We start from the raw sequence: 21,843 nt of genomic DNA, 5'->3' as shown, positions 1-21,843 counted from the left end.
CCGGCGTCGGTCACGCCGGCCCGCCGTCCCGGAGCGGCCTAAGCCCCTGCCGGCTGCTGCACGTTGGCCCGGACCCAGTCCACGATCGCCTGGGTGGTCGCCCCCGGGGTGAAGATCTCGGCGACCCCCTTCTCCTTCAGCGGGGCGATGTCCGCCTCGGGAATGATCCCGCCGCCGAAGACGAGGATGTCCGCCGCGTCCCGCTCCTTGAGCAGGTCGATGACGGCGGCGAACAGCGTGTTGTGGGCGCCGGAGAGAATGGAGAGGCCGATCGCGTCGGCGTCCTCCTGGATCGCGGTGTCGACGATCTGCTCGGGCGTCTGGTGGAGCCCGGTGTAGATGACCTCCATACCGGCGTCGCGCAGCGCCCGCGCGATCACCTTGGCCCCGCGATCGTGTCCGTCGAGCCCCGGCTTGGCCACCACGACGCGGATCGGACCGGCTGCCACACCCATCACTGCCTCCATGAAGCGACTGCATCCATCCGTACCGACAAGTACCGAACATGCCATGTATGCCACCGCGACGGCGCCGGTACGACACGGACGTCCTCACACCACCTTGTGCGAGGAAGTGAACGAACGTTATCCCCACCATCCCGTAACCGGCAGTTTCGCGGTGTGGACCGAGGGGGAAATCACACGGTGGGACACGTTCGCCGCGCACCGTTCCGAGTCTTTGCGGCACACGGGCCGCAGCGGTACGCGGCCCCCGTACCGCAGCGGGAGCAAGCGCAACGGGAGCCGCAACGAGGTCGCCGTGCCACCGCGCCGCGAGCCGCGCGCCGGGGCGGTGCGGTGTACCGACGGTGGCACGAAGGGCACGCAGGGCAGGTAAGGCACGACAGCGGGGAGCCTCGTCGCCACACCGGCAGGGAGCCTCGCCAGGTCATCGGCGCAGCACGCTCCACGCGCGCCGCTCGCCGAGCTCACCCCATGCGCGCTTTTCATGCCTCCTCGGTCGCCTCCGCCGCGGCCTCCCACGAGGGCACACGGGGGACAGAGCCGTCTTCACGTGTGCCGACAGGAGGTCGGCCATGAAGGTCACCAAGGCAGTGGCGCCCTTTCTTCCGCTCTGCCAGCGGCTGCTCCCGAGCAGAATCGCGGGCCTGTCCGCGGCTCTCCTGAAGGCGACCGCCCTGGAGATCGCGATCCTCGCCGGACACCTCCTGCTCTACCCCTCCGGTGTCCTGCAGGAGCGCCGGGCGCCGGCCGTCCCGCTCCCTTCCCCGGACGGCCCCGCCCAGCTGCCGACGGAGGCCAAACCGCCGGTCGTCCTGCTGCACGGGTTCATCGACAACCGCTCGGTCTTCGTGCTGCTGCGCCGCAGCCTCCTCCAGCACGGCCACCGCCAGGTCGAGTCGCTCAACTACTCACCGTTGACATGCGACATCCGCACCGCGGCCGAGCTGCTCGGCCGGCACATAGCGGAGATCTGCGAGCGCACGGGCAGCGGGCAGGTCGATGTCGTGGGGCACAGCCTGGGCGGGCTGATAGCGCGGTACTACGTACAGTGTCTCGGCGGTGACCTGCGGGTACGCACCCTGGTCACCCTCGGTACCCCGCATTCCGGTACCCGGGTGGTGCCGCTGGCGGACGCGCACCCGATCGTGCGGCAGATGCGCCCCGGCTCGGACGTCCTCGAGGAGCTGACCCAGCCGGCGCCCGGCTGCCGTACGCACTTCGTGAGCTTCTGGAGCGACCTCGACCATCTGATGGACCCGCTGGAGACCGCCTGCATCGACCATCCCGACCTGTTGGCGCAGAACGTCCAGGTGAGCGGGGTCGGGCATCTCGCCCTTCCGGTGCACCCGGCCGTCGCGACCGGGATACGGCAGGCCCTCGACACCCGACCGGCAGAAACCGCGTCCGCAGCCGAGGCCGGCGGTCTGACAGTGGCGTGACAGCCGCAGGACAGCCGTCCGACATCGAACAATCTTCGAACACAAGGCCAAACTCGCGCCCGCAGTCCCCCGAAACACCGCCGAATGCCCGTTTCCTGAAGGCGCGAAACCAGTTGAAGATTGTCGCGCCCGCATACCGGCGGGTACAGTCACCGCACTGCTCTGGCAGCCCCTGTTGTCGAGGCGAAAGAGAAGTTGGTGAACGATCCGTACCCGTCGGGGACCATGACCACCCCGGCCCCCGCTTCCGACGCCTCGGCGCACTACGCGTCGTACGGCACGCAGGAAGCCCAGTACGGTGACCACGCCACGTACGGTCACGACACGGGCGCCCACACCACCGCACACTTCGACACCGACCCCCTGTTCGGCAGTCTCCCCGGTGAGAACACCGGGTCGTACGACGCCGGTCAGTGGGCCACGGACAGTCATCAGACCCTGAACTACGACGCGTACGCGGCCCAGCACCACGCCGCCTACGACACCGGCGCGTACGACGCGACGGCCTGGACCGGCGAGCACCAGCAGCTCTCCATGATCCCCCCGCAGGCCGGCGCGCCCGACGCCAGCGGTCAGTGGGACGCGAACGCCTGGCTCCAGCCCGACCAGTCCGGGGGCACCGCCGACCAGACCCAGCACTGGGAATGGGGCACGCAGGCCTTCGACACCGGCACCTACGACGCCACGCAGTGGAACTCCGACGGCACCACGCCGGCCCACGAGGAGTCCGTCGACCACCGGTCGACCGCGATGTTCGAGCAGGTCGCGTACGAGGAACCGGCCGCGCACGACGCCGAGTTGAGCGCCACCGGCGAGCTGCCCGTCCTCTCCGAGGACGACGCCGCCCCCCTCCTGGACGATCAGGAGGACGCCGCCCCGGCCCCGGGCTCCCGCATGGCCGCCCGTAACGCGGGCCGTTCCCGGCGCCGTCCGCCCCAGAAGCGCTCCGCGCTGATGAAGATCGCCGTGCCCTCCGCATGCGTCATGGGCGTCACCGGGATCGCCGCCGCCTCCGTCGGTGGACTGAGCGACGACAAGAACACCTCGACGACCGCGTCCGACGTGACGACCAAGTCCGTCAAGCCGTCCGCCGCGAACAACAAGCTGGACACCCAGCTCGCGAGCCTCTCCGCGGGTGCCGACGACTTCGCCGACCGGGCCAGCCGTACGCAGGAGCGCATCGACCTCAAGGCCCAGCAGGTGGCCGAGAAGAAGAAGGCGGCGGAGGAGGCGGCCCGCAAGGAGCGGCTGCGCCCCAAGTTCGCGCTCCCGGTGGCCCGGCACGGCCTCAGCGCCTACTACGGCCAGGCCGGCGTCAACTGGATGTCCGTGCACACCGGCATCGACTTCCCGGTCTCCTACGGCACGACGGTGATGGCCGCGACCGACGGCACCGTGCGGACGCAGTGGAACAGCGCCTACGGCAACATGATGATCGTGACCGCGATGGACGGCACGGAGACGTGGTACTGCCACCTCTCCAGCTACCGCGTCGCCTCCGGTACGACCGTCAAGGCCGGCGACCCGATCGCCTACTCCGGCAACTCCGGCAACTCCACGGGACCGCACCTGCACTTCGAGGTCCGCCCGGCCGGCGGCTCGGCGATCGACCCGCTTCCGTGGCTGCGCAGCCACGGGCTGGACCCGACGTAGGACGCAAGGCGACAACTTCCCTGAGAGCCCCCGCACTTCACAGCAGCGGGGGCTCACTCATGGAACCGACTGGATCCGCCCTTACAGCTTCTCCACCGGCGCGTACCGCAGCAGCAGCCGCTTCGGCTTGGTGTCACCGAAGTCGATCGTCGCCTCGGTGTTCGCGCCGGTGCCCTTCACGGATGTCACCGTGCCGAGCCCGAACTGGTCGTGCGTGACACGGTCCCCGACGGCCAGCGAGACGACCGGCTTGTCGGAGGCGCGGCTCGTGGCGAAGCCTGACGCGCCCCTCGCCGAGGAGCGGGAGCGGGACGAGGACAGGGAGGCGGCCACTCCCGACGCGGGGCCGGAGGAGACCGGCGCGGTGGCACCCGTCCGCTTCCAGTCCACGTGCTGCTCCGGGATCTCCGACAGGAAGCGCGAGGGCGGGTTGTAGGACGGCTGGCCCCACGCGCTGCGCAGCGCCGACCGCGTCAGATACAGCCGTTCACGCGCGCGCGTGATGCCGACGTACGCCAGGCGCCGCTCCTCCTCCAGCTCCTTGGTCTGGCCGAGGGAGCGCATGTGCGGGAAGACGCCGTCCTCCATGCCGGTCAGGAAGACGACCGGGAACTCCAGTCCCTTGGCGGTGTGCAGGGTCATCAGGGTGATGACGCCGGAGCCGTCCTCGTCCTCGTCGGGGATCTGGTCGGAGTCGGCGACGAGCGCGACCCGCTCGAGGAACGCGGCGAGACCGACCGGGGCCGCCGCCTCGCCTTCCGCGGCTTCCCCGGACTCCTGCTCGAACTCCAGGGCCACGGCGGCGAGTTCCTGGAGGTTCTCGATCCGGGTCTCGTCCTGCGGGTCGGTGGAGGCCTGCAACTCGGCCAGATAGCCGGTGCGTTCGAGCACCGCCTCCAGGACGGTCGCCGGGCCCGCGCCGGACTCGACGATCGTACGGAGCTCCTCCATCAGCACGTTGAACCGCTTCACGGCGTTCGTCGACCGCGCGGCCATGCCGTAGGCCTCGTCGACCCGCTTCAGCGCCTGGGGGAAGCTGATCTTCTCGCGCTGGGACAGGGCGTCGATCATCGCCTCGGCGCGCTCACCGATGCCGCGCTTGGGGACGTTGAGGATGCGGCGCAGCGGCACCGAGTCCTCGGGGTTGGCGAGGACACGCAGGTAGGCCAGGACGTCCCGGACCTCCTTGCGCTCGTAGAAGCGGACACCGCCGACGACCTTGTAGGGCAGGCCGACGCGGATGAAGATCTCTTCGAAGACACGGGACTGGGCGTTGGTCCGGTAGAAGACGGCGACATCGCCGGCCTTCGCGTCGCCCGAGTCCGTCAGTCGGTCTATCTCCTCGGCGACGAACTGCGCCTCGTCGTGCTCGGTGTCGGCGACATAGCCGGTGATGCGCGCGCCCGCGCCCGCGTTGGTCCACAGGTTCTTGGGGCGGCGGGACTCGTTGCGCTCGATGACCGCGTTGGCTGCGGACAGGATCGTCTGTGTGGAGCGGTAGTTCTGCTCCAGCAGGATCGTCGTCGCGTTCGGGTAGTCCTCCTCGAACTGGAGGATGTTGCGGATCGTCGCGCCGCGGAAGGCGTAGATCGACTGGTCGGCGTCGCCCACGACACACAGTTCGGCGGGCGGGATGTCGAACTCGGCCGGGGGGACGTCGACGGGGTGCTCGCTCGTCCCCACGAGCTCGCGGACCAGCGTGTACTGGGCGTGGTTGGTGTCCTGGTACTCGTCGACGAGGACATGCCGGAAGCGGCGGTGGTAGTGCTCGGCGACGTCCGGGAAGGCGCGCAGCAGATTGACCGTGGTCATGATCAGGTCGTCGAAGTCGAGCGCGTTGGCCTCCCGCAGCCGCGCCTGGTACATGGTGTAGGCCTGGGCGAGGGTCTTCTCGAAGCCGTCGGTGGCCTGGGCGGCGAAGTCCTCCTCGTCGATCAGCTCGTTCTTGAGGTTGCTGATCTTGGCGCTGAAGGACTTGGGCGGGAAGCGCTTGGGGTCGAGGTCGAGGTCTCGGCAGACCAGGGCCATCAGACGCTTGGAGTCGGCCGCGTCGTAGATCGAGAACGACGACGTGAAGCCGAGCCTCTTGGATTCCCTCCGCAGGATCCGCACGCACGCGCTGTGGAACGTCATCACCCACATCGCGTTCGCGCGCGGGCCGACGAGCTGCTCGACGCGCTCCTTCATCTCGCCCGCGGCCTTGTTGGTGAAGGTGATCGCGAGGATCTGGCCCGGGTGGACATTCCGCTCGGCCAGCAGGTAGGCGATGCGGTGGGTGAGCACCCGCGTCTTGCCGGAGCCGGCGCCGGCCACGATGAGCAGCGGGGTGTCGGAGTGGACGACGGCCGCGCGCTGGTTCTCGTTGAGACCCTCGATGAGCGCGGCCGCGTCCAGGACGGGGCGCGGGGCACCGTCGCGGTAGTACGCGTCCCGGTCCGGCGGCACGTCGAACCTGCCGCCGAACAGGTCGTCCGGAACGGGTTCCGGTACGTGCTCGTCCTCGGGCGGTGGCGGGGGCTCTTCCTCGCGGCCCTTAGGGGCCTGGAGGTCCGCCAGGAAGCTGTCGTCAAAGAGGCTGCTCATCGCTCTCCGAGTCTAGGGCTCCCCACTGACACCCCGCCGCCGCCCCGAGAACATGGGCCGGTCCCGTCACCCTCCATCACCGTCCCGCCACGCTTCGCGACGGAACGGGCGGAGATGTTTACCTTGCGCCCACAATGCGCACAAGTCGGCGCAGATCACTCCGTATGCACCAACGCGAGCAACGCCCTGATCCAAGGTCACGAAAATGTATCGGGCCTATCGGACATCAACCTTCACAGGGGCCACACCCGTTGGCTACCGTTCCGGAAGGCCGTACGACCCCCACCGGCGAACGTCGCCGGGCCGCGCGGCCTCCGCCGAATCCGGACCGCCGCCGCGCACCCGGAACCGGGGACCCACCGAACTTGGGGTGAATCGGCCGACTCCCTTCCCGGGAAGGGCCGTAGGGCAACCCTTCCGAACCACCCGCCCGAACCCGACAGCTAACTCGGTAGGCGGAGCATGGAAGGAGTCGCCGACCTTGGCGTCGCACCGCAAGCCGCCTCCCCCGGGTACGCGCGTAGCCGGCATACGCACCCCCGCTCTCGCCACGGCCGCCCTCACCTCCGTGGCCCTGCTCTCCCAGACGGCCACCGCCGCGCCCTCGACCGATGACAAGCCGAGCATCGAGGAAGTCGAGAAGAAGGTCGACGACCTCTACCGCCAGGCGGAGTCGGCGACCGAGAAGTACAACTCGGCCAAGGAGAAGACCTCCAAGCAGCGCAAGGAGGTCGACACCCTCCTCGACGACGTCGCCCAGCGCACCCAGAAGCTCAACGAGGCCCGCGAGGAGCTCGGCACCTTCGCCGCGGCCCAGTACCGCACCGGCGCCTCCGCGCCCGACACCGCGACCTTCCTGCTCGCGGACTCCCCGCAGGACTACTTCGACCAGACGCAGCTGATGGGCCGTATGACGTCCCGTCAGAAGGACGCGGTCGACGACTACGTCACCGAGCAGTCCGCGACGTTGAAGAAGCGCCAGGAGGCCACCGACAGCCTCGAGACGCTCTCCGAGTCGCAGGGCGATCTGAAGACCGCCAAGGCGACCGTCCAGCGGAAGCTGTCCGCCGCGCGCGAGCTGCTGTCGCAGCTGACCGCCGAGGAGAAGGCGCGCCTCGCGGCGATCGAGAAGCAGAAGCAGGAGGAGGCCGCCCGCAAGGCCGCCGAGCTGGCGAAGCAGCAGGCGGCCGAGCAGAAGGCGGCGCAGGAGGCGGCCGCGGCCGAGGAGTCGGCGGGCAGCTCGTCGTCCACCTCGGAAGCCTCGGAGGTCTCGGACTCCTCGTACGCCACGAAGGCCGAGAAGGCCCTCGCCTTCGCCCGCTCGCAGGTCGGCAAGCCGTACGTCTGGGGCGCCACCGGCCCCGACTCCTACGACTGCTCCGGCCTCACGCAGGCCGCCTGGAACGCCGCCGGCATCTCCCTCCCCCGCACCACCTACGACCAGGTGAACGCCGGCACCACGGTCACCCTCGCGGGCGCCCGGCCCGGCGACCTCGTCTTCTTCTACGACGACGTCACCCACGTCGGCCTCTACATCGGCAACGGCAAGATGATCCACGCGCCGAAGCCGGGGGCGTACGTGCGCGAGGAGTCCATCTACTACGACGGCGAGTCGGCGATCCACAGCGTCGTACGTCCGGCCTGATCCGCGGCAGGGCCCTGGCGTCAGTGACCGCCCCGGTTCTCGACGCAGGGCCCCTCGCCGGGCTGGGGCTCGGCGTAGACGCCGTGCACCTCGCCGGTCAGCTCGTCCTTCGTCACCCGTCCGGAGACGCACACCACGCCCGTGTAGACGGCGTAGTACCCGTTCCCGACGGAGACGCCGTGCTTCTCACCGCACCCGACCCGCCGCAGCGCCGCCTCGACCCGCTCGTCGTCGAAGACACCGAACTCCCCCGATCCGCCCTCCTTCCGGACCTTCGCCAGCTCCGCCAGGATCAGCTCGGCCGACGCCTGCCCGCCGGCCTGCTGCTCGGCGCTCAAGGACGCCCGCATGCGGTACGCGTGGTTGTCGGCGTAGTTGGGAGGAGCGTCCCCGGGCCCGTCCTGCCGCCCTCCGTCCGGGGCGGAGGGTGAGGGGGAGGAAGGCAGGGCGGTGGGCGTCGCCGTGGACTGCGCGCACTTCGGCGGGGGCGGATAGGAGGGGGTCGGAGTGGCCGCCCCCGCGGCACCGGCTCCATCGGCCGCCCCACCTCTTTGACTCCCGCATGCGGTGAGGGCGACCGCCACAAGGGCGAGGGCAACTGATCGTCTGAGAGCCATGCCCAGAGTCTGCCGCCCGACGCCGGGGGTTGTCATGAGCGGAGCTACTCAGACGACCGGCAGATCTGTCCCGGCGTCGGGCGGTAAACGCCCAGGTGGGAGGGTTTCGGTGCGATCCGGGGTGGGACGCATCTGCCATTCACTCCCGACACCTCCCCACCGAGCCGCGCCCCCTCCCGTGCCTGCGCCCGCGCGTATTTGCCCGCGCCCGCTCGCGCGCCCCGCCCCCGAGCCGGGCCGCGCTCCTTAGCATCGCCCCATGTCCGGCGCCTCCCCCCGCTCCCCTCGCTCCGCCCTCCGCGCCTGGTGGGACCGACGGCCGCCCGCCGCCGGGGCTGCCGTGATGGCGACCGGCATCGTGTCCGTGGGACTGCATCTGGCGGGGTACGAGACCCTGTCGCGGATCGCCCTCGCGCCGGCCGCCGTCGCGTGGGCCGCCTTGGCCGCCGACTTCGCCGTACGGCTGCTGCGGGACCGGGCGGGGTGGGTGGCGCAGGCCGAGACGCCGGGCGCGCTCACCGCCGTAGCGGCTACGGCCGTGCTCGGCACCCGTGTCTCCGCGCTCGGCCGGCAGCAGCTCGCCGAGGCGCTGCTCGCGCTCGCGGCGCTGTTGTGGCCGGTGCTGATCGCGCTGGTCGTGACGCACTGGACGCGGCGGATGCCGGGGACGGTGTTCCTGGCCTGCGTCGCCACGCAGGGTCTCGCGGTGCTCGGCGCCACACTCGCCGCGGCCGGGTCGACGGCGTGGCTCGCCCACGCGGCGCTCGTGCTGTTCTGGCTCGGCCTCGTGCTCTACGGCCTCGCCCTGACCCGCTTCGACCTGCGGCAGGTGACCGCGGGCGCCGGGGACCACTGGGTGGCCGGCGGGGCGCTCGCCATCTCGGCACTCGCCGGGTCGACACTCGTCGCGGCCGACAACGGCCCGCTGTACCTGTGGAACGACGACGACAGCGGCGTCCTGCGGGCCGTGACGGTCGCGCTGCTCGTGCTCGACCTGGCCTGGTACGCCGTCCTGCTCGTCGCGGAGGCGCTGAAGCCCCGGCCGCGCTACGAAGTGCGCCGCTGGTCGACCGTGTTCCCGATGGGCATGTCAGCGGCGGCGACGCTGTCCGTCGCCGCCGCCCTCGACGTGTCCTGGCTCAGGACACCCGGTCAGGTGCTGCTGTGGGTCGCGGTGGCGGCCTGGCTCGCCGTCGCCGCGGGTGCCGTCGCGTCGGCGCGCGCCGGCTTCAGGTCCCTCAGGTCCACAGCACCGCGATGAAGATGTCCGCGACGGTCAGCGCGCCCACCAGTCCGAACAGCCCCTTCTCCACCTTCTCGTCGTCGCGCTTCACGTAGACGAGGCCGAGGATCACCACCAGCAGGGCCAGCTTGATGCCGATCTTGACGTTGTTGACGGACTGGTCGTCCGCCTGGTTGAGGCCGACCAGGATCACGCCGGTGACCAGCATGGTGAGCGCGCCGTGCAGCATCGCCGGGACGAAGCGGGCGGTGCCCTGACCCATGGCCTTCATCTGGGTGAGGAATCCGCCGAGCAACGAGGCGATGCCGATGATGTGCAGGCCCACGAAGAGGTGGATGAGTACGTCCATGAGGCCGGAGCCTAATCAGGGGCACTTGAGCCGCCCTACACCGCCCTGCCCCTTCCGACACGATCCCGCACATACATGATCTTGCATATATGCGGCCCATAGCACCCTGTCACCTCCCCCCGTTCCGGAATCCGCAGTTCGGTCATCACCCTGCGTGAAGCCGACGGCGGGAAAACGCAATCACGGTCACATGCGGTCACCTGGCGGTCCCCTGAGACCAGTTCCGCGCAACCCGTTACCCCCACGACACCGCGAGGTTTAGCGTCCTCCACCAGGTGACCGGCTCCCCACCGCCGCCCGGGCCAGGGGCGGCAGTCGGACACCACCGCCGAGAAGGTCCGGCGGCGGCCCGCTCCCCCTGTGCGGGCCGCCGCCGGACGCGTGACCCGTCCCGGTCGGTCGTACCGTGGACCAGGCGGTCGTACGAAAGGACGTGCAGTCCACGTGGCAGCGCACCGCAAGCCCAGGCAGCGCTCGGCCGGCGGCAATACGGTCCGTACGGCGGCGACGATCGCCCTGGCGGGCGCGGCGACCGCGACCGCCTTCGACGGGACCGGGTACGCCGAGCCGAATCTGACACCGGCGCAGGTCAAGGCGAAGGTGGACAAGCTGTACCAGGAGGCGGAGGTCGCCACCGAGAAGTACAACGGCGCGAAGGAGAAGGCGGACGGGGCCGAGGAGCGGCTGAGGGCGCTGCGGGACGAGGCGGCGCGCAAGACGGACAAGCTCAACTCGGCTCGGGACGCGCTGGGTTCGATGGCGGCGGCACAGTACCGCGACGGCGGCATGGACCCCTCGCTGCAACTGGCGCTCTCCGGCGACCCCGACCGCTATCTCGAGGGCGCCGAGTTCGTCGAGCGCGCGGGCACCCGGCAGGCGGCCTCCGTCGCGAGCGTGCGCGGACAGCTGCGGGAGATCGAGCAGTTGCGTGGTGCCGCCCATGTCGAGCTGGCCTCGCTCAGGTCGCGGCAGGCGGAGCTGAAGCGGCACAAGAAGACGATCACCGGAAAGCTGGACGCGGCGCGCCGGCTGCTGGCGCAGCTGCCGACCGAGGAACGCACCGGCGAGGTGGAGCGCGCCTCGCGCTCCACCGGCTCCGGTGCCCGCGACGGCCTGACCGCGGCGGGCGCCGTACAGGCCCCCAACTCCCGCGCCGCGGCCGCCGTTTCGTACGCCTCCTCGAAGCTCGGCAGCCCCTACGTCTGGGGCGCCACCGGCCCCGACGCCTTCGACTGCTCGGGGCTGATGCAGGCGGCCTACCGCTCCGCCGGCATCTCCCTCCCGCGCACGACGTACGCCCAGATCGACACCGGCCGCCGCGTCGCCCGCTCCGAACTCCTCCCGGGCGACCTGGTGTTCTTCTACTCCGCCATCAGCCACGTCGGCATCTACATCGGCAACGGCCAGATGATCCACGCCCCGAACCCCTCGGCGCCGGTGCGCGTCGCGCCGATCGACGAGATGCCCTTCGCGGGGGCCACGCGGGTGGTGTGAGCGGCTGCCCATCGCCTACGGTCCCGCCGGCCGCGACCCTGCGACGCGCCCGGCATCACACCAGCCGTCGTGCCGTGGCCCAGCGGGTCAGCTCATGCCGGTTCGACAGCTGCAACTTGCGCAGTACCGCCGACACATGGGACTCGACCGTCTTCACCGAGATGAAGAGCTGCTTGGCGATCTCCTTGTACGCGTACCCCCGCGCGATCAGCCGCAGCACCTCCCGCTCCCGCTGCGTCAGACGGTCGAGGTCCTCGTCCACCGGCGGCGCGTCCGTGGACGCGAAGGCGTCCAGTACGAACCCGGCGAGCCTCGGCGAGAACACCGCGTCGCCGTCCTGGACACGGAACACCGAGTCGACCAGATCCGTACCGGTGATCGTCTTGGTGACATACCCGCGCGCGCCGCCCCGGATCACACCGATCACGTCCTCCGCCGCGTCCGAGACGGACAGGGCGAGGAAACGCACCGGCTGCTCCGCGTCGCCCATCAACGGGGCGCAACGGCGCAGGACTTCGACACCGCCGCCGCCCGGGAGGTGGACGTCGAGAAGGACCACCTCGGGCCGGGTCGCGGTGATGACGGTGACCGCCTGGTCGACGTCCGCGGCCTCGCCGACGACCTCGACACCGGTCTCCTCGGTCCGCCCGATCTCGGCCTGTACGCCCGTCCGGAACATGCGGTGGTCGTCGACGAGGACCACGCGCACCCTGCGCCCCTCCGCGCTGTCGGTGGCCTCCGCCGTACCGTTCGCCTCGTCGCTCATGACGTCTTCTCCGCCCTCTCCATCTCCAGCTCGACCTCCGTGCCGCCGTCCGGCACCGCGCGCAGCCGCGCCGTGCCGCCGTTGCGCTCCATGCGGCCGATGATCGATTCTCTGACACCCATCCGGTCGGCGGGTATCGAGTCGAGGTCGAAGCCCGGACCGCGGTCCCGGACCGACACGAAGACCGTCCGTCCCTCGACTTCGGCGAAGACCTGAACCGCGCCGCCCTCGCCACCGTACTTGGCGGCGTTCACCATCGCTTCGCGCGCGGCCTGCATCTGCGGGCCGATCCTCTCGTCGAGGGGGCAGTCGCCGACTATGACGACCTCTATGGGGACGCCGTGCTTGTCCTCGACCTCGGCGGCATTGCGCCGCACCGCGTCGGCGAGGGTCGTGGGTTCGTCGGCCTCGTCCTTGCCGGTGCCCTCGGGTTTGTACAGCCAGGTGCGCAGGTCGCGCTCCTGGGCGCGGGCGAGGCGCCGCACCTCGCTCGCGTTCTCCGCGTTGCGCTGGATCAGGGTGAGGGTGTGCAGCACGGAGTCGTGGACATGGGCGGCGACCTCGGCGCGCTCCTGGGCGCGGATGCGCATCAGGCGCTCCTCGGAGAGGTCCTGCGTCATGCGCACGAGGTAGGGGCCGGCGAGGAGCGTTATGCCGACGAGGACCGCGAGCGCCGCCTGCAGGACCGAGCCGAGGTGGGCCGCGGAGCCCTGGAGGACGAAGATGCCGGAGACGCCGGCGGTGACCAGCAGGACGCCGCCCGCGGCGCGCAGCAGGCTGAGCGTACGCTTGCGGCGGCCGACCTCGACCCAGCGGGCCCGGCGGGCGTTGTCGGCCTGACGCCAGACCAGGGCCACGCCGGCGCCGACCAGCACGGCGGGCCACAGGTAGGCCTTGGCGCCGGTGCCGAGATTGACGTTGCCCACGAAGACCATGGCCACGACGACCATGAGGAGCAGGGCGACGATCTGGCCCTTGTCGGGCCTGCGGGCGACGAGTCTGCGGCGGCCGTCCGGCGAGGTCTCGGTGGAGACGAGGGACGGCGTCCGCTGCCCGCCGACCCCACCCACGCCGAGCGGCACGAAGAACCAGAACGCCGCGTACAACAGGGCGCCGAGCCCGTCCGCCATGAACAGGCCCACGAAGACGAGCCGCACCCAGATGACGGGCAGCCCGAGATGCCCGGCGAGCCCCCGCGCCACACCACCGAGCCAGCGTCCGTCACTGCTGCGGTAGAGCTTGCGCGGCGGCCGCGGTTCGACGAGTGGCGCTGCTGCGGCTTCCGGCATGCCATCGATGTTCACACGGCGGGCGGGCGGGGGCATCAGGGTCGGCCCCCTAGACGCCCCTGATCTTCGAAACGTGCGGAAACGTCGGGCCGTCGAACGCTTCCCCGGCGCCGGCTCAGGGGCGATATCAGGGTCCGGCCAGGGTCGTTCCGACTCCCGCCGGGGCGGCTCGCCCGTCACCATGGACACATGACAGATCACCAGCACGCCGCGGACCCGGCGCCCGACGAGGGTGCCTCGTCCGCCGCGCCTCCCGCGGCCGCCGCGGGTGAGGATTCGCGCGCGCAGGTGCGGGCGGGTGCGCGGACGGAAGCGGGCACCGCCGACCGGCCGGGCCGGACCGACGGCACGCCCGGCGGCCCGGCCCGCGGAGGCACCGGAGGAGGGGTCGGCGGAGGTTCCGAGGCACCCGGCGAGGCCGAGGCCGCCGCGCCGCCCTCGAGGTTCCGGCGCGACCGGCGGTTCAAGGTGCTGGCCGGCGTGTGCGCGGGGCTCGGGCGGCAGTGCGACATGGACCCGGTGATCTTCCGCATCACGCTCGCCGTGCTCTCCGCGACCGGCGGCATCGGCCTCATCTTCTACGGCTTCGCCTGGCTCCTCGTCCCGTACGAGGACGAGGAGGAGAACGAGGTCCGCAAGCTGCTGACCGGCCGTGTCGACGGCCAGGCCCTGACGGCCGTGCTGTTCGCGCTGGTCGGCTGCGGGGTCTTCCTGACGATGCTGAACAACGGCGGGGTGCTCACCTTCGCCGTCATCCTCTCCCTCCTCCTCGCCGGCGCCGGGTACTGGGCCCGCCACCGCGGCGCCCCCGACACCGACCCGCTGGCCGCGCAGGCCGTCGCCGACGCCCCGCCGGAGGCCCAGGCACCGCCGGTCGGCCCCGGATACCCGTCCTGGTGGCGCGAACCCATCGTCAAGGACGGCACGCACGAAGGCGGCACCGGCTATCTGTGGGGCCCCCGCGACTCCCGCGACCGGGACATCGCGGCGGCCGTCAACATCGGCCTCGGCAGATACGACGGGGCGCGCGCCGCCGCCCGCACCGCCCGTTCACAGCCACCAAAACCGCGTGGCCCTCGCTGGATCGGCGGCTGGGTCTTCCTGTTCGCCCTGCTCGCGGGCGGTCTCGGCACCACCTTGACATGGGACGGGCACCCGCTCGGCACCAGCCTCCAGACCGGCCTGTCCTGCGCCCTCATCGTCATCGGCCTCGGCATCGCGATCAGCTCCTTCCTCGGGCGTACCGGGGCGGGCTCGATCTTCCTGGCGGTGATCACGGCGGGACTCCTCGCCTGTTCGGCCGCGCTGCCCAAGGACATCGGCACCCACTGGATCGAGAGGACCTGGCGCCCCGCCACGGTCGCGGACGTCCAGCCCGCGTACGACCTCGGCACCGGCGTCGGCACGCTGGACCTGACGGGACTGGACCTCGCCGGGGGACAGACGGTGACCGCGCAGGCCGAGGTGGGCGTGGGCAAGCTGAAGGTGGTCGTACCGAAGGACGTGACCGTGAAGGTCAGCATCGACGTGGGCGTGGGCGACATCCAGCTCCCGGGCGACGACCAGCAGGACGTGGACGTGGAACCGGGCAAGCACAAGGAGATCACCCTGACACCCCCCAAGGGCACCAGATCCGCCGGCACCCTCGACCTCGACCTCCAGGTCGGGGCCGGCCAAGCGGAGGTGAGCCGTGCTACGTCATGAGTTCCGCCCCGGCAAACTGCTCGCCGGCCTCTTCCTGACCCTGGCCGGCATCCTCTACGCCGGCGACGCGGGCGGCGCCTGGGAGACCCCGTGGTTCGCGGTCATCCCCGTCGTCACGGGCGGCCTCTGCCTGGCCGCCGCGACGGGCCTCGCGACGCGCGCGTTCCGTCGCCGGCGTGTGGGGGGTGGGGCGAGCGCGGGTGCGGTGGGCGAGTCGGAGGGCGCGGGCTGACCGAGGGTGCGGGGCGGCCGGACCCCGGCCCCCCGCGCCGTCGTCCGGCTAGTAGGCCGCAGCCGACCGTCCCCGTCGTCGGGATCGCCAGGCCGCGTCGAGTGAGAAGTTCGGGGCGCCCGCGAGGACCAGGGGGATCCAGGCCATCAGATAGGCGAGGTCGTTGCCGTAGTAGTACGGGTCCGAGGCCCAGCTCATCGTCAGCCAGAGGCTCAGGGAGATCAGGGCTCCGCCGAGGGCGGCCAGGCGGGTGAGGAGGCCGAGGAGGGTGCCGATGCCGACGGCCAGTTCGCCGAGGGCGATGGCGTAGCCGAAGCCGACGGGGCTCTTCAAGGCCATGTCGATCATGTCGGGGATCGCCGCGGAGCCCCGGACGTTGCGCATCTGGTCACCGATGGAGCCGGGCCCGGAGGCCTTCATGAAGGCGCTGTCGGTGAGTTTGTCCAGGCCGGCGTAGATGAAGGTCACCCCGAGGAAGAGGCGCAGCGGGAGCAGGGCGTAACGGGTGGCGGTGTCCCGCCAGCTCCGTCCGCCGTCGTAGTAGGGGGTGTGCGTGTCCGTACGGAAGCTGTGCGTCATCGCTCCGAGCCGCCTCTCACCCAGCGTGCCGTGACCCCTCAGAAGACGATACGCACGAACGGGAAAAGCCGCTCAATGCTGACGCGACCGTTTTCCGGGGCTCGGCCCGGGAGGTGATGACGTCGCAACAGGGGACAACCACCCACGCCGCTGCCCACCGCCCGGCCCTCATCTCTCAGTCCGTCACATCGATCCCGTACCGGTTCGTCTCCACCCCGGCCGCGGTGACCACCTGCACCTCCACCCGTCCCGGTTCCACATCCGCCGGTACCGGCACCGTCAGGACCGCGTCCGTCGGGTTGCTGAAGCCTCCGTTCACCGGGACGAGGGGGACATGGACGTGGACGGTGCCGACGCGGACGGTCATACGGGACAAGCGCTCGGCGCCCTGCGCGCCCGGGGGGACGAAACCGGCGCCGCGGATCTCGATGTCGTCGCCGGTGCGGATCGGCGCGTCGAGGTCGCCGGCCTCGCGGGCGCGGACGACGGAGAGGATGACCGGGCGGCCGCCCTCGGCGTATTTGCCGGCCACGTAGGTCGCCGCCGAGATGAGGACGACCACCGCCAGCCCCCAGGGGAGGTCGGGGAGTTGGTCGGGGCGGCGGGCGAGGCGGACCGCCGCGAACAGCAGGGCGACGGTGCTGATGACGACGTACTGGATGTCGGCGAAGGTGCCCCGGCCCGCGTCGTCCGTCAGGAGGTCGGCGGCGCGCGGGCGGTCGGCGCGTACCTTCTGCAGCCGCTGTCCCAGGACGCGCAGGCCGACCACGCGCCGCACCAGGACCGCGATGGCGCACACCACGGCGAGGACCGTCACCACGCCCGCGCCGCGGTCGAGGTCGAAGCCGGAGATCAGGGTGTCGCGCTCGGCGGGGTCGGAGGCGGCGGCGAGCCGGCCGACCAGGACCAGCACGGCGTACGCCACGAACAGCACCCAGGCCACGGCCACCGCGCGTGAGGTGGACAGGCGGTTGTCCTCGCCGATCACGGGCGCGAGCGCGCCGCCCCGGGCCCGGTGGAACCAGGACGCGGCGGTCAGCGCGCCGGCCGTCAGCAGCGCGGCCAGCAGACCGGCGGTCCGGGCCGAGGTCCAGCCCGCGCCGATCGCCGTCAGCGCCTGGACCAGCAGCAGGACGACCACACCGGCCCACACCGTGCACGCGGTCCGGCTCCACATCCGGGCCAGCCAGGCCTCGCCCTCGGCGCGGCCGCGTTCGGCGACGACTTCCGCGGACTGGGTCAGCTCCTCCGACACCCACTGGCGGGAGGCGGAGGCCGAGTGGGCCACCGCGGCCGGCAACCCCTGCCCGGCGGCGAACTCGTCCCGTTTCAGCACGAATTCGGCGACCGCCCGCCGATGCCCCGCCCGCGCCCCGTGCGGACAGTCCCCGCAGGTGCAGCCGCCCCCGTGAGCGCCAGCCTCCACGCTCTGTCTCGCCTCCTGCACCGCCACGTCCGACGCCTGCCTTCCCCGCGATTCCCACGCGCTGCGGCCCCGCCGAAGCCTCGGCGGACCGCTCTGCAACTCCCGTGCGATGACAGCGAATTGTGCCCTACGCCACTGGGTGCCCGTCCGGCAGGTCTGGTCAGGGCGGGGTGAAGACCGCATCGCCGTGTTGACCCGGCTGCGAGAATTTCCCTATGGCCGAGATCATCCAGCGCGACGGGACCTGGGCCTTCGACGGCACAACGGTCAGGATCACGCCGGGACTCCACCGCTCCGTGCCGCTGTTCCGGCAGACGTACGGCGAGATCGCCGTACCCCTGGAGGCTGTCTCGGGCGTGGTCTACGAACCCGAACGCAAGCGCGGGCGGCTGCGGATGCGGCTGCGCGAGGGGGCGGATCCGCTGCTCCACGCGACGGGCGGACGGCTGCCGGACCCGGCGGACCCCTACCGGCTGTTGGTGGACATCGACCGCTCGGGGGTCGCCGAGTACATGGCGGAGGAGATCCGCCGGGCGCTGCTGCTCGACCAGGTCCCCAAGGAGCCGACGAAGACGTATCTGCTGGCCGGTCCGCCGGTCCCGGTCTCGGTGCGCTCCTCCGACGGCACGGTCTCCTTCGACGGTCTCCAGGTCCGTATCGACTGGTCGGACACCTCCGACCGGGTCAAACGCGCGACCGGGCCGCGGATCATCGCCATCGACGACGTCGTGGGGGTCGAGTGGCTGCCCAACTCCGGGTACGAGGACGGCTTCCTGCGATTCGTGACCCGTGAGACGGCGTTCTCGAAGCTGCCGCCGGAGAAGGACCCGTACGCCCTCGACCTGTGGGGCAGCGCCCGCCGCGACCTGCTCACGGCCCTGGTCGCCACCGCGGTCACCGCCCGTCTCCCGCACCCCTCCACCCGCACCGGCAACGACCTGGCGGAGGGCCGCCCCGCCCGGCTCCCGGCGGCCGTCCCGCCCCAGGCCGACCATCACGACGTCCTCCTGCGCAGGCTCCGGGAGCTGGGCGAGCTGCACCGCGACGGGGTCCTCACGGACGAGGAGTTCGCGATGACCAAGGCGGCCGTGCTCCGGGGCTTCTGAGCCCCCGTCGGCATGGGGGCTCAGCTCAGCAGATCCGGCTCGCTGCGGCTGATGTCCTGCCACAACGGCTGGTAGTTGATCCACGCCACCAGGTCCCCGCCCAGTTGCTCCCGCGTCGCCACCGCCGCCTTGTGCTCGATGAGGACCGGGCGGCCGGCCGCCCTGGCCGTCAGCTGGACCTGCGAGGACCGCTCCATGGACAGGAACCACCAGGCCGCCGCGTCCACCGAGTCCCCCACGGTCAGCAGGCCGTGGTTGCGCAGCACCAGGCCCTTGCGGCAGTCGAGCGCGGCGGCGATCCGCCGGCCCTCGGCGGCGTCGACGGCGACACCCGAGTAGGCGTCGTAGACGGCGTGGTCCTCGTAGAACGCGCAGCTCTCCTGGGTGATCGGGTCCAGGAGCTCCCCCAGGGCGGCCAGCGCGCGGCCGTGCACGGAGTGGCAGTGGGCGACCGCGACGACGTCGGGTCGGGCGGCGTGGACCTGGGCGTGGACGGTGAACGCGGCCTGGTTGACGTGGTAGCGGCCCTCGATGACCTGCCCCTCGGAGTTGGCGAGGACCAGATCGCTCACCGTCACATGCCGGAAGGGCATCCCGAAGGGGTTGACCCAGAAGCAGTCGGTGAACTCCGGGTCGCGCGCGGTGATGTGCCCGGACACCCCGTCCTCGAAGCCCATCCTCCCGAAGATCCGCAGCGCCCCCGCGAGCCGTTCCTTGCGGTGGAGGCGCTCGTCCTCGACCGCGTCGTGCATCGGCGGCATCGCGAACTGGAGGCTGTCCGTGGGCAGGGGTGGTGGCGGGTTGGGCCCATACGTCCCGTGCATCTGTCCTCCAGCACTGGGGTTGCTTTACGGGGCGGAAGTTACCGCCGGTCAGTGCAGGAGAACAGAGCCGTTATGAAAAGATGACGTGCGCGATCGATCCGGTGACGCCACTTCGCGCAATACGGACAGCAGATGTCGGGTATGAGCGCCAGACTCGCCGTATGACAGCAAACTGGGCGGCTTTCACCACCGCCGAACCCGACTTCGCCCAGCGCGTCGAGGAACGCTTCGGCGCCTTCACCCACCACACCCTCGCGACGCTCCGCAAGGACGGCTCCCCGCGCACCAGCGGCCTGGAGGTCCGTTTCCTGAACGGCGAGCTCTGGCTCGGCATGATGCCGGACTCGCTCAAGGCGCTCGACCTGCTCCGCGACGCCCGTTTCGCGCTCCAGGCGAACCCCGGTGAGGGACAGAGCCTGGGCGGCGGGGACGTCCGGATCGGCGGGCGGGCGATCGAGGTGGTCGACGCCGGGACGAAGGCCGGATACGGCGAAGAGGTGGAACCGCCGGAGCCGTTCCACCTCTTCCGCACCGAGCTGACGGAGGTCGTGCGGACCTACGTCGAGGACGACAAGTACCTGGTCGTCCAGGTCTGGAAGCCCGGTGAGCCGGTGCGCACGATCAGGCGCACCTAGGGCCTACTCCCACTCGATGGTGCCCGGCGGCTTCGACGTCACGTCGAGAACCACGCGGTTGACGTCGGCCACCTCGTTCGTGATCCGCGTCGAGATCTTCGCCAGCACCTCGTACGGCAGCCGCGACCAGTCGGCGGTCATGGCGTCCTCGGAGGACACCGGGCGCAGCACGATCGGGTGGCCGTAGGTGCGGCCGTCGCCCTGGACGCCGACGCTGCGGACGTCCGCGAGCAGCACCACCGGGCACTGCCAGATGTCCCGGTCGAGGCCGGCCGCGGTCAGCTCCTCGCGGGCGATGGCGTCCGCGTCGCGGAGCAGGTCGAGCCGCTCCTTGGTGACCTCACCGACGATCCGGATGCCGAGGCCCGGGCCGGGGAACGGCTGGCGCTGGACGATCTCCTCCGGCAGGCCCAGCTCCTGGCCGACCATCCGGACCTCGTCCTTGAACAGCTTGCGCAGCGGCTCGATCAGCTGGAACTCGAGGTCCTCGGGCAGGCCGCCGACGTTGTGGTGGGACTTGATGTTGGCGGTGCCGGTACCGCCACCGGACTCGACCACGTCGGGGTAGAGGGTGCCCTGGACGAGGAACTCCACCGCCGGGCCCTCGTCCGCGATGATCTCGGCCTGCGCCTGCTCGAAGACCCGGATGAACTCCCGGCCGATGATCTTCCGCTTCTCCTCGGGGTCCGAGACGCCCTTGAGCGCGGTCAGGAAGCGCTCCTCCGCGTCGACGACGACCAGCTTGACGCCGGTCGCGGCCACGAAGTCCTTCTCGACCTGCTCGGTCTCGCCCTTGCGCATCAGACCGTGGTCCACGTACACGCAGGTCAGCTGGTCGCCGATGGCGCGTGCGACGAGGGCCGCGGCCACCGCGGAGTCGACACCGCCGGACAGACCGCAGATGGCGCGCTTGTCGCCGACCTGCTCACGGATCGCCGTGACCTGCTCCTCGATCACATTGCCCGTGGTCCAGGACGGGGTCAGGCCCGCGCCCCGGTACAGGAAGTGCTCCAGCACCTGCTGGCCGTGCGTGGAGTGCATGACCTCGGGGTGGTACTGGACGCCGTAGAGCTTCTTCTCGTCGTTCTCGAAGGCGGCGACCGGGACGACGTCCGTGGCGGCCGTGACGGAGAAGCCCTCGGGGGCGGCGGAGCAGGCGTCGCCGTGGGACATCCAGACGGACTGCTCGTCGGGGGTGCCCTCGAAGAGCGTCGAGCCGGACCGCGACACGTGGAGCGGCGTACGGCCGTACTCACGGGCGCCGGTGTTGTCGACGGTGCCGCCGAGGGTGGTGGCCATCAGCTGGAAGCCGTAGCACATGCCGAAGACGGGGACGCCGGCCTCGAAGAGCTCGCGGTCCAGGCGCGGGGCGCCCTCCGCGTAGACCGAGGAGGGGCCGCCGGAGAGGATGATCGCCGCCGGGTTCTTGGCGAGCATCTCCGCGACCGGCATGGTGCTCGGCACGATCTCGCTGTAGACCCGGGCCTCGCGGACACGGCGGGCGATGAGCTGGGCGTACTGCGCGCCGAAGTCGACGACCAGGACGGTGTCGGGGGCGGCGGCGGGGGTCGCTGATGACACGGGTTGCCTTCCGGCGTGAGCGAGGTGTGTGTGGGGCCGAGTCTACCGGGCGCGGCGGGGCCGGTCCCGGGGCAAGCCCTGTCTCACGATGCGAACCGGGTTGGACGCCCCCGCGGGGCGCGGCATACTGCTCCCATGCTCACGCACCCGACCTTCCTCTTTACCTATGGCACCCGGCCCGCCGGCTGCCATGGTCGTGCTGCTTGAGCTACTG

19 protein-coding genes and 1 riboswitch are annotated in these 21,843 nt (G+C 71.2%); of the genes, 9 read left to right on the top strand and 10 right to left on the bottom strand.

The features are described from left to right. Nucleotides 1-38: 38 nt before the first annotated feature. Nucleotides 39-455, bottom strand: coding sequence for a cobalamin B12-binding domain-containing protein (locus OG381_RS28455; protein ID WP_046261573.1), 417 nt, complete (start codon nucleotides 453-455; stop codon nucleotides 39-41). A gap of 581 nt (nucleotides 456-1,036) precedes the next feature. Here OG381_RS28455 and OG381_RS28450 point away from each other — a divergent pair. Both OG381_RS28450 and OG381_RS28445 read left to right on the top strand, forming a co-directional pair. Further along, on the top strand, nucleotides 1,037-1,903 hold the full coding sequence (locus OG381_RS28450; RefSeq protein WP_327718905.1) for a lipase family alpha/beta hydrolase: 867 nt from the start codon (nucleotides 1,037-1,039) through the stop codon (nucleotides 1,901-1,903). 225 nt (nucleotides 1,904-2,128) lie between these two features. Then, nucleotides 2,129-3,556 (top strand): M23 family metallopeptidase, encoded by a 1,428-nt coding sequence (locus OG381_RS28445; RefSeq protein ID WP_327722573.1) that lies wholly within the window; start codon nucleotides 2,129-2,131, stop codon nucleotides 3,554-3,556. 81 nt (nucleotides 3,557-3,637) lie between these two features. On the opposite strand, the gene pcrA is transcribed toward OG381_RS28445, so the two are convergent. Next, complete coding sequence (gene pcrA, locus OG381_RS28440) at nucleotides 3,638-6,139, bottom strand: DNA helicase PcrA (RefSeq protein WP_327718904.1); 2,502 nt, start codon at nucleotides 6,137-6,139, stop codon at nucleotides 3,638-3,640. A gap of 305 nt (nucleotides 6,140-6,444) precedes the next feature. Further along, nucleotides 6,445-6,612: riboswitch (cyclic di-AMP (ydaO/yuaA leader) on the top strand. 8 nt (nucleotides 6,613-6,620) lie between these two features. Between pcrA and OG381_RS28435 the strand changes: the two genes are divergently transcribed. Then, on the top strand, nucleotides 6,621-7,784 hold the full coding sequence (locus OG381_RS28435; protein WP_327718903.1) for a C40 family peptidase: 1,164 nt from the start codon (nucleotides 6,621-6,623) through the stop codon (nucleotides 7,782-7,784). Nucleotides 7,785-7,804: 20 nt separating this feature from the next. On the opposite strand, the gene OG381_RS28430 is transcribed toward OG381_RS28435, so the two are convergent. Continuing rightward, nucleotides 7,805-8,401, bottom strand: coding sequence for a hypothetical protein (locus OG381_RS28430; protein ID WP_327718902.1), 597 nt, complete (start codon nucleotides 8,399-8,401; stop codon nucleotides 7,805-7,807). Nucleotides 8,402-8,660: 259 nt separating this feature from the next. Here OG381_RS28430 and OG381_RS28425 point away from each other — a divergent pair, with 259 nt between their 5' ends. After that, the gene (locus OG381_RS28425; RefSeq protein ID WP_327718901.1) at nucleotides 8,661-9,662 is read left to right on the top strand and encodes a tellurite resistance/C4-dicarboxylate transporter family protein; all 1,002 of its coding nucleotides are present in this window, start codon (nucleotides 8,661-8,663) and stop codon (nucleotides 9,660-9,662) included. Here the strand turns inward: OG381_RS28425 and OG381_RS28420 are convergent. Next, entirely contained in the window at nucleotides 9,640-9,993 is a 354-nt protein-coding gene (locus tag OG381_RS28420; protein WP_307026923.1) for a hypothetical protein, read from the bottom strand. The two genes, OG381_RS28425 and OG381_RS28420, sit on opposite strands and share 23 nt — an antisense overlap. Nucleotides 9,994-10,437: 444 nt before the next feature. On the opposite strand from OG381_RS28420, the gene OG381_RS28415 reads away from it, so the two are divergent. Further along, nucleotides 10,438-11,487: a C40 family peptidase gene (locus OG381_RS28415; RefSeq protein ID WP_327718899.1), complete on the top strand. Its 1,050-nt coding sequence runs from the start codon at nucleotides 10,438-10,440 to the stop codon at nucleotides 11,485-11,487. Between the two features lie 55 nt (nucleotides 11,488-11,542). Here OG381_RS28415 and OG381_RS28410 read toward each other — a convergent pair whose 3' ends face one another. Beyond that, nucleotides 11,543-12,253 (bottom strand): response regulator transcription factor, encoded by a 711-nt coding sequence (locus OG381_RS28410; RefSeq protein ID WP_327718898.1) that lies wholly within the window; start codon nucleotides 12,251-12,253, stop codon nucleotides 11,543-11,545. After that, nucleotides 12,250-13,542 carry an ATP-binding protein gene (locus OG381_RS28405; RefSeq protein WP_307026931.1) on the bottom strand — a complete coding sequence of 431 codons (1,293 nt, stop codon included), beginning with the start codon at nucleotides 13,540-13,542 and terminating at the stop codon, nucleotides 12,250-12,252. Before OG381_RS28405 ends, OG381_RS28410 begins: the two co-directional genes overlap by 4 nt. A 189-nt stretch (nucleotides 13,543-13,731) precedes the next feature. Here OG381_RS28405 and OG381_RS28400 point away from each other — a divergent pair, with 189 nt between their 5' ends. Together OG381_RS28400 and OG381_RS28395 are read left to right on the top strand one after the other, a co-directional pair. Continuing rightward, nucleotides 13,732-15,246 carry a PspC domain-containing protein gene (locus tag OG381_RS28400; RefSeq protein ID WP_327718897.1) on the top strand — a complete coding sequence of 505 codons (1,515 nt, stop codon included), beginning with the start codon at nucleotides 13,732-13,734 and terminating at the stop codon, nucleotides 15,244-15,246. After that, nucleotides 15,233-15,478 carry a hypothetical protein gene (locus tag OG381_RS28395; protein ID WP_327718896.1) on the top strand — a complete coding sequence of 82 codons (246 nt, stop codon included), beginning with the start codon at nucleotides 15,233-15,235 and terminating at the stop codon, nucleotides 15,476-15,478. The genes OG381_RS28400 and OG381_RS28395 overlap by 14 nt, the downstream gene beginning before the upstream one ends. Before the next feature lie 48 nt (nucleotides 15,479-15,526). Here the strand turns inward: OG381_RS28395 and OG381_RS28390 are convergent, their stop codons facing one another. Next, the gene (locus OG381_RS28390; RefSeq protein WP_327718895.1) at nucleotides 15,527-16,057 is read right to left on the bottom strand and encodes a DoxX family membrane protein; all 531 of its coding nucleotides are present in this window, start codon (nucleotides 16,055-16,057) and stop codon (nucleotides 15,527-15,529) included. 175 nt (nucleotides 16,058-16,232) lie between these two features. Next, on the bottom strand, nucleotides 16,233-17,510 hold the full coding sequence (locus tag OG381_RS28385; RefSeq protein ID WP_327718893.1) for a hypothetical protein: 1,278 nt from the start codon (nucleotides 17,508-17,510) through the stop codon (nucleotides 16,233-16,235). A 188-nt stretch (nucleotides 17,511-17,698) separates the two neighbouring features. Here OG381_RS28385 and OG381_RS28380 point away from each other — a divergent pair, with 188 nt between their 5' ends. Then, complete coding sequence (locus OG381_RS28380) at nucleotides 17,699-18,589, top strand: DUF4429 domain-containing protein (protein WP_327718891.1); 891 nt, start codon at nucleotides 17,699-17,701, stop codon at nucleotides 18,587-18,589. 20 nt (nucleotides 18,590-18,609) lie between these two features. Here OG381_RS28380 and OG381_RS28375 read toward each other — a convergent pair whose 3' ends face one another. After that, a complete protein-coding gene (locus tag OG381_RS28375) occupies nucleotides 18,610-19,413 on the bottom strand; it encodes a class II aldolase/adducin family protein (RefSeq protein WP_327718889.1) in 804 nt (267 codons plus the stop codon). 161 nt (nucleotides 19,414-19,574) lie between these two features. On the opposite strand from OG381_RS28375, the gene OG381_RS28370 reads away from it, so the two are divergent. Then, on the top strand, nucleotides 19,575-20,048 hold the full coding sequence (locus tag OG381_RS28370) for a pyridoxamine 5'-phosphate oxidase family protein (RefSeq protein WP_327718888.1): 474 nt from the start codon (nucleotides 19,575-19,577) through the stop codon (nucleotides 20,046-20,048). A 3-nt stretch (nucleotides 20,049-20,051) separates the two neighbouring features. On the opposite strand, the gene guaA is transcribed toward OG381_RS28370, so the two are convergent. Next, nucleotides 20,052-21,629, bottom strand: a complete 1,578-nt coding sequence (guaA, locus tag OG381_RS28365; RefSeq protein WP_307026943.1) for a glutamine-hydrolyzing GMP synthase — start codon at nucleotides 21,627-21,629, stop codon at nucleotides 20,052-20,054. Nucleotides 21,630-21,843 lie beyond the last annotated feature (214 nt).

It is taken from the genome of Streptomyces sp. NBC_00490 (genome assembly GCF_036013645.1).
Lineage (GTDB): Bacteria > Actinomycetota > Actinomycetes > Streptomycetales > Streptomycetaceae > Streptomyces > Streptomyces canus_F.
This window is presented reverse-complemented; position numbering and strand designations above follow the sequence as displayed.

Bases quoted from the DNA above. Each gene is read 5' to 3' on its own strand.
- OG381_RS28455 (WP_046261573.1), bottom strand. From the start codon at position 455: ATGGGTGTGGCAGCCGGTCCGATCCGCGTCGTGGTGGCCAAGCCGGGG.
- OG381_RS28450 (WP_327718905.1), top strand. From the start codon at position 1,037: ATGAAGGTCACCAAGGCAGTGGCGCCCTTTCTTCCGCTCTGCCAGCGG.
- OG381_RS28445 (WP_327722573.1), top strand. From the start codon at position 2,129: ATGACCACCCCGGCCCCCGCTTCCGACGCCTCGGCGCACTACGCGTCG.
- pcrA (WP_327718904.1), bottom strand. From the start codon at position 6,139: ATGAGCAGCCTCTTTGACGACAGCTTCCTGGCGGACCTCCAGGCCCCT.
- OG381_RS28430 (WP_327718902.1), bottom strand. From the start codon at position 8,401: ATGGCTCTCAGACGATCAGTTGCCCTCGCCCTTGTGGCGGTCGCCCTC.
- OG381_RS28425 (WP_327718901.1), top strand. From the start codon at position 8,661: ATGTCCGGCGCCTCCCCCCGCTCCCCTCGCTCCGCCCTCCGCGCCTGG.
- OG381_RS28420 (WP_307026923.1), bottom strand. From the start codon at position 9,993: ATGGACGTACTCATCCACCTCTTCGTGGGCCTGCACATCATCGGCATC.
- OG381_RS28410 (WP_327718898.1), bottom strand. From the start codon at position 12,253: ATGAGCGACGAGGCGAACGGTACGGCGGAGGCCACCGACAGCGCGGAG.
- OG381_RS28405 (WP_307026931.1), bottom strand. From the start codon at position 13,542: ATGCCGGAAGCCGCAGCAGCGCCACTCGTCGAACCGCGGCCGCCGCGC.
- OG381_RS28400 (WP_327718897.1), top strand. From the start codon at position 13,732: ATGACAGATCACCAGCACGCCGCGGACCCGGCGCCCGACGAGGGTGCC.
- OG381_RS28390 (WP_327718895.1), bottom strand. From the start codon at position 16,057: ATGACGCACAGCTTCCGTACGGACACGCACACCCCCTACTACGACGGC.
- OG381_RS28380 (WP_327718891.1), top strand. From the start codon at position 17,699: ATGGCCGAGATCATCCAGCGCGACGGGACCTGGGCCTTCGACGGCACA.
- OG381_RS28375 (WP_327718889.1), bottom strand. From the start codon at position 19,413: ATGCACGGGACGTATGGGCCCAACCCGCCACCACCCCTGCCCACGGAC.
- OG381_RS28370 (WP_327718888.1), top strand. From the start codon at position 19,575: ATGACAGCAAACTGGGCGGCTTTCACCACCGCCGAACCCGACTTCGCC.